The organism is Pseudonocardia sp. KRD291 (assembly GCF_019263595.1).
GTDB lineage: Bacteria > Actinomycetota > Actinomycetes > Mycobacteriales > Pseudonocardiaceae > Pseudonocardia.
Window position 1 is genome coordinate 1 of the sequence record NZ_JADQDD010000197.1, and the last position, 11915, is coordinate 11915.

Sequence of the window (11915 nt, forward strand, 5' to 3'; positions counted from 1 at the left end):
CGAGGAGGCGGGCCCGGGCCCGGTGGGCGGGAGAGGTCGAGGTCACGCGTCGAGCATGTCGAACCGGCCTGTCGATCACATCGGGCGCAGGTCCACAGTGTGCTTACGACCTCCGGTGGAGGCCGGTGCCGATCAGTGCAGGAGGTGGGGGAGCGCCCCGGCCCGCGGGCAACCGGACCGAGGTTCTCCTACCCTGGTCGTAGAGAGAATCCGACCGTGCTCCGACGCGGGGACGGTGGTCCCGGCGGCATCGTCATGGTCATGAGAACGGTCGACTTCACGGCGCCGGGCCGCATCCCGGACCTGCCACGCCCGCCCGGCAGGGGGTCATCGATCGTGGCCGCGCGTGGCGGTGGATCATCTCCGGTCGTGGAGGTCCCCGGCGGCCGCGTGACCCGGCGCTCGGACGCCGCGCGCCACGACGTCGCGGGACGTGTCGGGGGACGTCGGTGAGCGCCCCGGCCCGGGTTCGCCGGCTCTCCCCGGTGGAACGGTTCGTCGACGCCTGCCGGCGCCACCCGATGATCGTCGACGGCGTCCTCGCGGTGGTGGTCGCCCTGCTCGGGGTCGCGTTCGCGCGCAGCGCCTACAGCCCGCGCGCGCAGTGGGACGAGAGCACCGTCGTCGCGATCCTGGCGGCCGCCCCGATCGTGCTGCGCCGCCGGTACCCGATCCCCGCCGCGGCCGCCACCGCCGTCGTGGCGGTGATCGCCATGGCGGCCGTCGGGATCCGGGGCCTGGAGCTGCCCGCGCTGGTCATGGGGTACTCCGCGGTGGCCTACGGGCCGAGGTGGGCCGGCCCGCTCACCCTCGGCGTGATGGTCCTCGGCGGCGCCATCCCGGTGATCCGGGCCGGCAGCGCCATGCAGCAGTACGGGGCCGTGGTGGTCCTGATGGTGGGTGTCGCCGCGCTCGTCGGGATCTGTACGTGGCTGGCCGGGTCGCTGCGCCGGGCCCAGCGTCGGGTGGTCGAGGAACTGCGGGAGAAGACCCGGCTGCTGGAGGAGGGGCGGCGCCGCGAGGTGCGCCTGGAGCTGCTCGCCGAGCGCTCCCGGATCTCGCGGGAGGTGCACGACGTCGTCGCGCACTCGCTGTCCGGCATCATCGCCCAGGCCGACGGCGGCCAGTACGCGGCGACCCGCGACCCGCAGCGCGCGGTGGAGGTCCTGGCCGGCATCGCCACGACCGGCCGGGAGGCCCTCGGCGACGTCCGCGGGCTGCTCAGCATGCTGCGCGACACCGCCCCCGTCGACGACGCCGACGACTCCTCGCGCCCGCAACCGGGCACCGACGACGTCCCGACGCTGGTCGAGCAGGTGCGCGCCGGTGGGCTGCCGGTCGACATCGAGGTCATCGGCACCCCGCGCCCGTTGCCGTCCGGCGCCGGCCTGACCGCGTTCCGGGTCGTGCAGGAGTCCCTGACCAACGTCATCAAGCACGCCGGTGTCGCCGCGGTGACGCACGTGGTGCTCGACTGGGCCCCGGACGAGCTGACCGTCCGGGTCCGCGACGAGGGCGCCGGGGGACCGCGCCCGACCCCGCCGCTCGGCGGGCACGGGCTGATCGGCATGCGCGAACGCGCCGCGCTGCACGGCGGTTCGGTCGAGACCGGACCGCACCCGGACGGCGGCTTCGTCGTGCGGCTGCGCCTGCCCCTGACCCCTGGTGAATGAGGACCCATGACAGAGAACGACCCGGTTCGCCTGATGCTCGTCGACGACCAGGAGCTGGTCCGCGCCGGCTTCGCCATGGTGCTCGACTCGACCGACGACATCTCCGTCGTCGCCCAGGCAGGCGACGGTGAGGAGGCCCTCGCGTTGCTCGAGCACACCGCCGTCGACGTCGTCCTGATGGACGTCCGGATGCCGCGCCTGGACGGCATCGAGGCCACCCGGCGCGCGGTCGCCGCACACCCCGGGCTCCGCGTCGTCGTGCTCACCACGTTCGACCTCGACGAGTCGGTGACGACCGCGATCGCGGCCGGGGCCAGCGGCTTCCTACTCAAGGACGTCGCCCCGCAGTCCCTGATCGAGGCGGTGCGCACCGTGTTCCGCGGTGACTCGGTGATCGACCCGGTCTCCACCCGGCGCCTGCTGCGCGCCACCGCGCCGCTGCTGGGCACCCCGGAGCCGCCCCCGGGACGCTCCGACGCGCGCTCCGCGACGACGCCTCCGAGCGCCGCCCTGGCCGACCTCACACCCCGCGAGCGGGAGGTCCTGGTGCTGATGGGGAAGGGGCTGACCAACTCCGAGATCGCCTCCGACCTGTTCCTGTCCGAGGCGACGGTGAAGACCCACATCGGGCACGTCCTGGCCAAGACCGGGTCGCGCGGCCGGGTCCAGGCGGTCGCGCTGGCCTTCCGGACGGGTCTGGTCAGCTGACCGAGCAAGGAAGATCGGCGATCCCATTGCGGTGTTCCAACCTCGTCATCGGCCGAGGCGGTTCTCCCGGTCGTTCGCTGCGGCCAGGTCGTTCAGATCGCGTTCGGAACGAGCGTCAGTCCGAGCGATCCAACTCACGGCGGTAAGAGCACCCGTTACCGCAGCCGGCCCAGATGCGACCAAGACAACCCCCAGGTTATGGGTAGTCGTCGCAACAGTTACCGGAAATGAGAGCGCCGGGGCGGTCGCAAGACCGAAGAGTCGGAGACAGACTGTGTATCACGGATCGACATGCGCGTCGGGGGAACAGCACCTCGCTGATTGGACGGATCTGTCATGTATTCGGCGACCCCACCGGGCTCGCCCGCATCGCTGGATCGTGATCCCAGTCCATCGGTCCGTCGGGGTGTGCGGAGTCGTAGGCAACGAAGTATGCGGGGCGTCCCTGCATCTGTGAGTACATGCGTCCGACGTACTCTCCGAGAAGTCCCAGGCAGAGTAGCTGCACGGCTCCGACTCCGGCTACGACCGCGAAGGTGGACGCCCACCCCGATACCGTTCGCCCGACCGCGAAGCTGCCTACCGCGTAGAGCAGCAGAAGTGCCGCAACGGCGCCACTGAGCAGGCCGGACCATGTGGCCAGACGTAGGGGGATCACTGAGAAGCCGGTGATGCTGTCGAGAGTGAGCCGCAGCATGGCCGAGAGGGGATACTTGGTATGCCCGGCAGCGCGTTCGGCCCGTCGATAGGTGACCGTCGTGCTGGGAAAGCCGAGGGCCGGAACGATGAGACGAAGTACCCGATGACGTTCGGGGAGCGAATTCACAGCGTCGACGGTGGCCCGGCTCATCAGGCGAAAGTCAGCGGCGCCGATGGGTCCACTGTTGTCACTGATACGGGCCATGACCCGGTAGAAGCCCCCGGCCGTAGAGCGTTTGAATCTTGTGTCGGTGCTGCGGTCCACACGCACGGCGTATACGACATCGGCCGCCTCCTGACGTGCAGCGGTCAGCATGTCGGGGATCAGCTCGGGCGGGTCCTGCAAGTCGGCATCGATGGAGACGACATAGGAACCCGTGGCGCGGGTCAGCCCGGCGGAGAGAGCAGCCTGGTGGCCTGCGTTGGCGCGTAGCCGGAGTACGCGCACTTGCGGCCAGGATCGGGCAAGTCGGTTGAGCAGGATTGGTGTCGAGTCGTGACTGCCATCATCGACGGCTATCACCTCGTAGGAGTGTCCGCTGCTGTCGAGGATTGGCCGGAGCCTCTCGGCGAACAGAGGCAGTACGTCCTCCTCGTTGAAGATCGGGACTACAACGCTGAGCATGGGGCGCTCTTCGGTGATCATGAGAACCCTTCGGGCGGTTGTTTCTGGGGAGCTGTGGGGTGTGGTCATCGCAGAGCCCAGACCGTCGCGTCGTCGGTGCTCGTCACCCGTGTCGCGAGTGAATCCAGGACTGCATCGTCGACACGGCCTGCACGTCGGTCGGCGAGGAGGAAAGTGACGCCCCGGTCTCGTAGAGCCGCGATGGTGGGCCGATCCGGAGCGCGGAAAGCCTTCTCTTCCAGATCGAGTAGTGGCTGATCCCAGAATGGCTGTCGTGTGTACGCGACCGTGGATCGTGAGCCGGAGTCGAGGGTCTGCGCGGTGTACGCCCAGCCGGCGACCATCGTTCGGCGCTGAGTGAAGGCAGGGACCCAGAACCCGGTCGCGGCACAGGCCCGGACCTTGCCATCGGAGTCGCGATAGTCGTCCTGGCACCACCGATTGGTGGCCACAACGGCTTCGGGGGCCGAATTGTCCCTGATCCAGCGCGCAGCAGTGACCTGGTCCGCCGTCACCGCCGCCCGGCTGGAGGGTGGGGTACCGGCGAGCTCGGCTGCGAGCGTCGGCTCGCTGGTCCCGGTCGTCCATCCCCACGTGCTCTGCAGCCCGGTCCCGAGCAGACCACCCACGAGGACTGCGATAGCGACGGCGGACCCGGCGCCGCGGCGCCCGGTTCGCACCGCCGCAGTCACCCCGACCGCGGCAGCCACAGTCGCGACTGCCGACCACACCAGCGCGACCGGACTCACCCAGGACCACACTTGCCATTTCTGGCCTAGCTCGGCACGCAGTGGCGGGTGCCCCAGGTTGGCGTTCCACTCAGCCAGTGGGGAGATCTCACCGGCTAACCACGGAGTAATCATGGCCACGAACGCAGCGGCCGCCGCAAACGCGATGAGGGCGGTACGTGCTTGGGGAGCCGGCTGCCAGCGATCGCGGCCGAACATCAGGGCGAGGCCGGCGGCCGAGCCGACCGCCCCTACAGGAAAGACAGTGCGAAGGAAATACGCCTCACTGGCACCGGGATGCCGAAGCAGTAGCGTGGCGATCACCCCGGACAGGCAGACGCCGACGAACAGCCAGGTAGCAGGTTCGCGACGTCGGTAGACGACGAGGCCGAGAAGCCCGACCCAGCGAGTAAGACTCACCGCCAGCCAGAAGCCGGTCAGTGCAAGTGTTGCGGCGAGGGGAAGCGCGGTACTCGTGGCGAGCGGGGCGCCGGGAATCCGGGCCGAGAGCCCAGGAACCAGTTCGGCGGCGAAGGCACGAGCGCCGGCAAGTGGCGCCACTACCGTGCCGTAGCTGCCTCCGCCATAAAGAACTGCCGTGGCGACGGCAAGCACGACTCCGAGCCCTGCCGCTGTCGTGACGGCTCTCAACGCCGACCGCCATCTCTGCTGCAGCACTGCCGCGAAGGCGGCGAGAAGCACGCCACACACAACGACCGGAAGAATCGTGGATTTGACGCCGGACGCCAGGACGGCAACCGGGAGGAGAAGTGCGACGGGTGTGCTGGACGTCGACGACGGCCGTAGTTGTGCGACGACCAGCCCGACCAGCCCGACCACCACGAGATCACCGAAGGTTTGGGTCAGGCTCGCCCACCAGTTCAGGTGAACCATAGGAAGTACGGGAACTGTCGCTCGCCACGCCGTTCCTCCCGACTCTCCGACGACGAGGAGAAGCGACGTCGCCAGGGGAGCTGCCCAGGCCCGTCCCGTTACCGATCGGGCGACGGTCGCTGCCACTATGGCCGCCGCCAACACGAGCGCCGTGGGCGCGAACCGCAGTGTTGCCAATGCGGGATCAACTCCGGATGCGGCGGCCGCATGCGCGGTGATTGCGTGGGTGAACCAGTGGTAGTCCAGTGACTGCCCGGCGACAGTCGGGTTGGTCGGCGGGATCGAATGCCCGGCTTCACCCACCAGCGCCAACTGGAAAAGCAGATCTTGGTAGTACAAGTGGCCTCGGCCAGGATCGGCCGGCACCCAGCGCAGGTACTCGCTGGTCATCCACGCGATGGCGACGACCAGACTGCCGGCCACGCACCAGATCGGTCCAGCACCCGGCTGCCGGTATGGCCGGTTCGGGAGCGCCAATGCCCGCCGTCGCCCGGCGGGGAACGCGAGTACGACAGCTATGACCAGTGGGGACCACAACACGGGCGGCAGCCCGGTCAATTGCCACACGGCCCAGCCGGCCAGGGTAATCGGCGCACCCGCCACAACGGCCCAGCCCAGGTCGTCCGCCGTCGATGCTGGGTCGTGGCGCGTCGCCCGCACGACTGCCAGACCCGGCAAAATCCACCCCGTAACGGCAAACGCCATCCACAGCACAGCCGGCCATGCAGCTGTGCCGGTAGCGACCTGCGATGCGAACCATGCGCAGGCCACTACAAGAGGCGCAGCGAACTTGGTTGCTGTGGCGGCCGTCACTTCGGAGAGGCTAGGAGAGGCCCCGATCACTTTGTGACCCACCCCCGATAGAGTGCGGCTCCCCCGAACGGACCAGGGAAGGTGTCAACCCAGCCGTGCGTCCACTTCATCGAGTCGCCACAGCCGCATCGACCGTGTTGCGGTCGCCATGGCTGCGAGCTGCATTCCTGTTCGCCGCCATCGCCCTGGCCGCTGTCGCCCTGATCGATCAGCGGGTGGCCGTACTCGCGGCTGTCGCGCGGGTATCCGGTGCAGGTCTCGGGTTGGCGGGCATGGCCACGATCGTGAACTTGGTGCTTGCCGCCGTCGCCTGGCACTCGGTCGTCACCGACCTCGGAGCACGGCTCGGCCGTGCCCCCGCGGCCCGTGTGTACTTGGTTGGGCAGGTCGGCAAGTACCTGCCCGGCGGTGTCTGGAACCTGCTGGCTGCGGCCGAGCTGGGCCGCGACCACGGCATCGCTCGACGCGAGACGGTGTCGTCGATGCTGCTCGCAGTCGCGGTGTCGGGGTCTACAGCGGCAGCGCTGGCAGCAGCGACGCTGCTCGAGTTGCCGCTGGTGCTCCTCGCCCCGCTGCCCTTGATGGTGCTGCACCCGAAGGTCCTGAACTTGATGATCGCGGTGGTCCTGAGTCTCGCCAAACGGGATCCTCTGTCCGGGCACCTCTCGATCCGAGGCAGTGCAGTCGCCGCCAGCTGGACGATGCTGTCCTGGCTTGCGATCGGGGTCCAGGTGTTCGTCCTCGCCGTATCGGTCGGCGCACCTCCCACTGCGCGCACCATGGCTCTTGCCCTCGGGGCTTACGTGCTGGCCTGGTTGGTCGGGACTGCCGCAGTCGTTCTGCCGGCTGGCGCCGGAGCCCGGGAGGCGACGTTGGTCGTCGTCCTCGCACCTGCGGTCGGTGTCGGCGCGGCGGTCGTGGTCGCGCTCTTGTCGCGGGTACTCGTCACGGCTGCTGATCTGGGCTTGGCCGGCGTCGGGCTGCTCGCCGCGCGGGCAGCCCGGAACGGGGCTCGACCTGTACAAACCGACCACGGATGACGGGGAGAACTCCATCTCCGCATTGTCGGAAAGCTCCGCGAGAGGAGTCACCGATCAGGCGAAACGGGTGAGAACATGGCGGCTGAGGTTGCGCAGGTCGGCGGCGCGCCCCGCTCGAATCGCCGTCGGGAGCAACGTGGCTGCGTTCAAGCGCGACGAAATGTGGCGTCGAGCCGTGCGGGCTGCCCGGCTCCAGCCGCGAGCGTCCATCTCCCCGGCGATCATCAGGAAGTAGCGGCGCTCCTCGTCGAACCGGGTTCCATTCATCGCCTTCACGGCAGAGTCGCTGCCGAGGTGTCGCCGATAGTCGAAACACGAGCGGTCGTCGAGCACCATTGCCCAGTCGCGTGTGATCACGTCCATGATCAGAGCGAGATCTTGGACGACGTCGAATCCGGCACGGAAGCCGTGTTCAGGAAGGGCGGCGGTCCTCCATGCCAACGACGGGAAGTAGGTCCAGTTCGCCCGCATCAGGCTGGTCGCCAGCAATTCTCCGTCGAGGACAAGGCGACCGCTGCCACGGGGCGCGTACCAAGCCTTCATCCGGTCGGCGAGAGGCGTCGCCGGGTTGCCGTGTTCGTCGATGATGTTCACGCCTGGCTGCACGATTCCCGCATGTGGGGCTGCCGCCGCCGCGGAAATGATCACATCGACATAGTCGGGCGCCATGATGTCGTCAGCGCCCATGATCGTGAACCAGTCCTGGGTGACCAGCGACAGGCATCGACGGTAGTTCCCGTTGGCTCCGAGGTTGGACTCGTTGCGAGAGTACCGCAGACGCGGATCACGAATCTCCTCGAACCACTTCTTCACAGTCGGATCCGGGTAGGCATCGTCGACGACGGTCAAGATCCAATCGGGGTTCTCCTGTGCGCGGACGCTTCGGACCGCTGCGCGCATCAGGTTAGGGTCGCCGTAGTACGGAAGAAGGATGTCAAGCGTCATTGATTCGTTCCTTCCTGAGTGACAGGTGGCGCACGCTAGCAGTGAGTAATGGACGCGCACGGCATTTTTCGAGTGTGGTGGGCAACCCTTTCGGGTGTAGCTTCCTTGATCGAAAAGTCGACCCAGAACCTCTTGACCTGCAGCTATCCGTCGCGACGTGGCGAAAGTTCGGCAGCGCTGAGCCGAATCTCGCCGTGTCGCGCCTCCGTGTAGCATCCTCCGCTAATGGACATCCAGAACCACTACTACGGTCATTCCAGCGTCTTGGCGGCCTACACTGGCCTGTCCCGTCCGCGCCACATCGCCGGGCTCCTGCAGCACGGTTGGACGCTGGTATCACCGCTCGGCGTGCATTTCGGGGATTTCCCGCGAGTCGGCGCGCGCCGTGGGCGCAACCTCCTCGTGTGGTCTCACCACGCACGTGGCTGGGACCCCGCCTCCGCCGACCGGCCGTCGGTCGAGATCGGCAGCCCATTCAGCTATCTGGAAATGATGCTGGGTGAACGAGGCTGGGCCCCGTCAGGTGACGGCGGGCCCGTCTATTTTCCGTTCCACGGATCATCAGTGGTCCGGATCACCGGCGATCAAGCGGCGCTGGCCGAGCAGGTGGCCGCTGCCGATGGGCCGTCGACGGTATGCCTTCACGCCGACGACTGCGAGGACTCGTCGATCGTGAATGCCTGGGCGCGTGCCGGGCATCGGCTCGTCACTGCCGGGCATCGACATGACCCGGATTTCCTGCTGCGCATCATGTCTCTGCTCGGCTCGGCGAGCAGGGTCTCGTCAAACAGGCTGAGTAGCGCGCTGATATATGCGGCCTCGATGGACGTCCAGATCAGCGTGTACGGCGACCCGCTCGTCGCCGGGGTCAAGGAGCAGAATCCACTGGACATGGCCCAGCGGACGTGGCCGGAGTTCCACCTGAGGGAGCCGGACCCCGAGGTGCTCCGGCCGATCGCCCGCCGCGAGCTCGGGGCCGACGCCATTCTCACCGCGGCCGGACTGCGTCGGGCCCTCGGATGGGCTGATCGTCACCGCGCTGGACCGGCTGCCGACTACTGGGTCGGCTCCTCGTTGGTCAAGGCAGGCAAGGTTCTCGGCCTGTCGCAGCGAGCGGCAAACAGCGCAACCAGCGTGCCGGTGGTCAGACCATGGGTATTCGTCCGGCAGCCGCTATCTCATCTGCCACGCGGACTCCCGCGTGGGCTGAAAACCCCGGTCCAACTCGTGGCGCCCGTGCCCATCGCATCTCACCCGTCATCAGTCCGATCTGGCCGTTGGTCCGGCCACTCAGGTCCCGCACGGGAGGGTCGGGCTGCGGCCGAGCAGGAATGACGAGGCGCAGGGCAATGACGCCCCGGACGGGTGAGACTGTTAGAACTCGGTGACCCCGGCGTCCGGGGCCAGCTCGTGGGCGGTCATGTACCGCGACTCGTCGGAGGCCAGGAACAGCACCGTCTCGGCGACGTCCTCGGGCCGGGTGATCTCGACCGGCATCATGTTGACGAACATCGCGCCCAGGCGCGGGTCGGTGCTCATCGCCGTCCCGAGGGCGGCCTGCATGTCCCCGGTGCCCATCGGGGTGGCCATCCCGGTCGGGTGCACGCTGTTGACCCGGATGTGGTGCTTCGCGAGCTCGGCGGCGAAGGCCTTGGCCATACCGCGGACGGCCCACTTGCTGGTGGTGTAGGGGACCATGAACGGCTGGACCTTCATCCCGGCCGCCGAGCTGATCACGATGATCGAGCCGCCGCCCGCGTCGACGAGGTGCGGGGCCCCGGCCATCACGGTGTTCCAGACGCCGGTGACGTTGACGTCGAGGGTGTCGCGCAGGATCTGCGGCGTCACCTGGTCCCAGGCGCGCGGGATGCAGATACCTGCGTTGGCCACCACGACGTCGAGCCGGCCCAGATCGGCGACGGCGGCGTCGACGACGCCGCGCAGCGCGTCGAGGTCGCGCACGTCGACCTGCCCGGTGCGCACGCGGGCGCCGTTCTTCTCGGCCAGGGCGACGGTCTCCTCGAGGTCGCCCGGCACGGCGGAGTCGTAGTCGACCCCGGGCAGCGGCCCGCAGACGTCGATGAGTACGAGGTCGGCGCCCTCGGCGGCGAACCGCACGGCGTCGGCGCGTCCCTGGCCGCGGGCGGCGCCGGTCACCAGGGCCACCTTGCCGCCGATGCGGCCGGTGCGGTCGGTCATGTTCGTCTCCTGCTCGGTGTGGGTGGGACGGTAGGGGTGGTCGGGGAAGTGACGGGGGCGAGCCAGACGCCCACCAGGGCGTCGACGAGTCCGGTGGCCGCGTCCGACCAGGTCGACCGCGGTGTGGGGACACCCTCGGCGAGTGCGCGTTCGCGCTCGGCCAGCATCTGGACCATGAGGTGGCGGCCGATGTCGCCGCGTTCGAGGCGGACCTCGACCGGCAGCGTGGGCAGGCACGCGTTGAGGCCGTCGACGATGCGCCGCAGGGCAGGCGAGGTCAGGGCGTCGTCGCTCATGATCTCGCGCAGGGCGGGGTCGGTCATGACCTGCGCGCCGAACCGGGCCCACCAGGTGGGGTTGCCCAGCTGCGCGAGGTGCTCCGCGCCGGGCCGCACCAGGCAGTCGATCCAGTCGCGGACCTCCCGGCTGCCCGCGACGACCTCGACCATCTCGGCGCGTCGCTGCTCGATCTGCTCGGTGTGCCGGGCGGCGATGGCGCGCACGAGGTCGGTCTTGGTGCCGAAGTGGTAGCCGACGACGGCGGTGTTGCCCTGCCCGGCCGCCTCGGCGACGGCCCGGTTGGAGACCGCGTAGACGCCGTGCTCGGCGAAGAGCTGCTCGGCGGCGTCGAGGATCCGTTCACGGGTGACGGTGCTGCGGTCGGTGCGCGCTCGTGCCGGCATGGGGACATCCTGCCTGCTCCCGGCCGGTCCGCCGGGGCCTGGTTCGCTTAAGTCAAACAGTTGATTTACAGTGAACATACCCCACCCGACCCGCCTCCGGGGAGTGCCCCATGTCGTCCGATGCGCCCGTGACCGATCCCGGCACGGAACGGTCCCGGGCCCCCGCCTTCGTGGCGGTGCTGGCCCTGGCCGGGATCGTGGTCTCGCTGCAGCAGACCACCGTCGTCCCGCTGCTCCCGCAGTTCCCGCGCCTGCTCGGCTCCTCGGCCGCCGACACGACCTGGATCGTCACCGCCACGCTGCTCGCCGGAGCGGTCGCCACCCCGGTGGTCGGGCGGCTCGCCGACATGTTCGGCAAGCGCCGGATGCTCCTGGTCTGCCTGGTGATCCTCGTGATCGGCTCGGTGATCGGCTCCTTCAGCTACTCGCTGGTGCCGCTGGTGATCGGGCGGGCGCTGCAGGGCCTCGCCGCCGGGGTGGTGCCGCTGGGAATCAGCCTGATGCGCGACCAGCTGCCACCGGAGCGGCTCGGCTCGGCCACCGCGCTGATGAGCGCCTCGCTCGGCGTCGGCGGTGCCCTGGGTCTGCCGCTCTCGGCCCTGGTCGCCCAGACCTCCGACTGGCACGTCCTGTTCTGGGCCTCGTCCGCGCTCGGCGTCGTCGTCATCGGGCTGGTGCTGCTGGCGGTGCCGGAGTCGGCGCAGCGGGCGGGCGGGCGTTTCGACCTGCTCGGCGCCGTCCTGCTGTCGACCGCCCTGGTCTGCCTGCTGCTGGTGGTGTCGAAGGGCAGCTCGTGGGGCTGGGGCGACGCGACGACGCTGACGCTGCTCGCGATCGGCGTGCTCTCCCTGGCCGCCTGGGCGTGGTGGGAGCTGCGCACCCGCCAACCGCTGGTGGACCTGCGGGTC

At 69.1% G+C, this 11915-nt stretch carries 10 protein-coding genes; 5 read left to right on the forward strand and 5 right to left on the reverse strand.

All coding sequences use genetic code 11. From position 1 onward, the window contains the following. Positions 1-449 precede the first annotated feature (449 nt). Together I4I78_RS33925 and I4I78_RS22855 are read left to right on the forward strand one after the other, a co-directional pair. Positions 450-1673 (forward strand): sensor histidine kinase, encoded by a 1224-nt coding sequence (locus I4I78_RS33925; RefSeq protein WP_218613522.1) that lies wholly within the window; start codon positions 450-452, stop codon positions 1671-1673. 6 nt (positions 1674-1679) lie between these two features. Continuing rightward, positions 1680-2381 (forward strand): response regulator transcription factor, encoded by a 702-nt coding sequence (locus I4I78_RS22855; RefSeq protein ID WP_218613523.1) that lies wholly within the window; start codon positions 1680-1682, stop codon positions 2379-2381. 334 nt (positions 2382-2715) lie between these two features. Here the strand turns inward: I4I78_RS22855 and I4I78_RS22860 are convergent, their stop codons facing one another. After that, positions 2716-3726 (reverse strand): glycosyltransferase family 2 protein, encoded by a 1011-nt coding sequence (locus tag I4I78_RS22860; RefSeq protein ID WP_218613524.1) that lies wholly within the window; start codon positions 3724-3726, stop codon positions 2716-2718. Between the two features lie 44 nt (positions 3727-3770). After that, a complete protein-coding gene (locus I4I78_RS22865; protein ID WP_218613525.1) occupies positions 3771-5717 on the reverse strand; it encodes a hypothetical protein in 1947 nt (648 codons plus the stop codon). A 518-nt stretch (positions 5718-6235) separates the two neighbouring features. On the opposite strand from I4I78_RS22865, the gene I4I78_RS22870 reads away from it, so the two are divergent. Beyond that, the gene (locus I4I78_RS22870) at positions 6236-7180 is read left to right on the forward strand and encodes a lysylphosphatidylglycerol synthase domain-containing protein (protein ID WP_218613526.1); all 945 of its coding nucleotides are present in this window, start codon (positions 6236-6238) and stop codon (positions 7178-7180) included. A 54-nt stretch (positions 7181-7234) separates the two neighbouring features. Here I4I78_RS22870 and I4I78_RS22875 read toward each other — a convergent pair whose 3' ends face one another. Next, positions 7235-8125, reverse strand: a complete 891-nt coding sequence (locus I4I78_RS22875; protein ID WP_218613527.1) for a glycosyltransferase — start codon at positions 8123-8125, stop codon at positions 7235-7237. A gap of 225 nt (positions 8126-8350) precedes the next feature. Here I4I78_RS22875 and I4I78_RS22880 point away from each other — a divergent pair, with 225 nt between their 5' ends. Then, the gene (locus tag I4I78_RS22880; RefSeq protein WP_218613528.1) at positions 8351-9460 is read left to right on the forward strand and encodes a hypothetical protein; all 1110 of its coding nucleotides are present in this window, start codon (positions 8351-8353) and stop codon (positions 9458-9460) included. 39 nt (positions 9461-9499) lie between these two features. On the opposite strand, the gene I4I78_RS22885 is transcribed toward I4I78_RS22880, so the two are convergent. Beyond that, complete coding sequence (locus I4I78_RS22885; protein ID WP_218613529.1) at positions 9500-10324, reverse strand: mycofactocin-coupled SDR family oxidoreductase; 825 nt, start codon at positions 10322-10324, stop codon at positions 9500-9502. Continuing rightward, positions 10321-11007, reverse strand: coding sequence for a TetR/AcrR family transcriptional regulator (locus tag I4I78_RS22890; protein ID WP_218613530.1), 687 nt, complete (start codon positions 11005-11007; stop codon positions 10321-10323). The genes I4I78_RS22885 and I4I78_RS22890 overlap by 4 nt, the downstream gene beginning before the upstream one ends. Before the next feature lie 110 nt (positions 11008-11117). Here I4I78_RS22890 and I4I78_RS22895 point away from each other — a divergent pair. After that, positions 11118-11915, forward strand: a 798-nt coding sequence (locus I4I78_RS22895; RefSeq protein ID WP_218613531.1) for an MFS transporter, incomplete at its 3' end; no start/stop codon positions are given.

Excerpts from the sequence above, each read along its gene's own strand:
- I4I78_RS22890 (WP_218613530.1), bottom strand. The coding sequence starts at position 11,007 with ATGCCGGCACGAGCGCGCACCGACCGCAGCACCGTCACCCGTGAACGG.
- I4I78_RS22865 (WP_218613525.1), bottom strand. The coding sequence starts at position 5,717 with ATGACCAGCGAGTACCTGCGCTGGGTGCCGGCCGATCCTGGCCGAGGC.
- I4I78_RS22885 (WP_218613529.1), bottom strand. The coding sequence starts at position 10,324 with ATGACCGACCGCACCGGCCGCATCGGCGGCAAGGTGGCCCTGGTGACC.
- I4I78_RS22860 (WP_218613524.1), bottom strand. The coding sequence starts at position 3,726 with ATGATCACCGAAGAGCGCCCCATGCTCAGCGTTGTAGTCCCGATCTTC.
- I4I78_RS22875 (WP_218613527.1), bottom strand. The coding sequence starts at position 8,125 with ATGACGCTTGACATCCTTCTTCCGTACTACGGCGACCCTAACCTGATG.
- I4I78_RS22855 (WP_218613523.1), top strand. The coding sequence starts at position 1,680 with ATGACAGAGAACGACCCGGTTCGCCTGATGCTCGTCGACGACCAGGAG.
- I4I78_RS22880 (WP_218613528.1), top strand. The coding sequence starts at position 8,351 with ATGGACATCCAGAACCACTACTACGGTCATTCCAGCGTCTTGGCGGCC.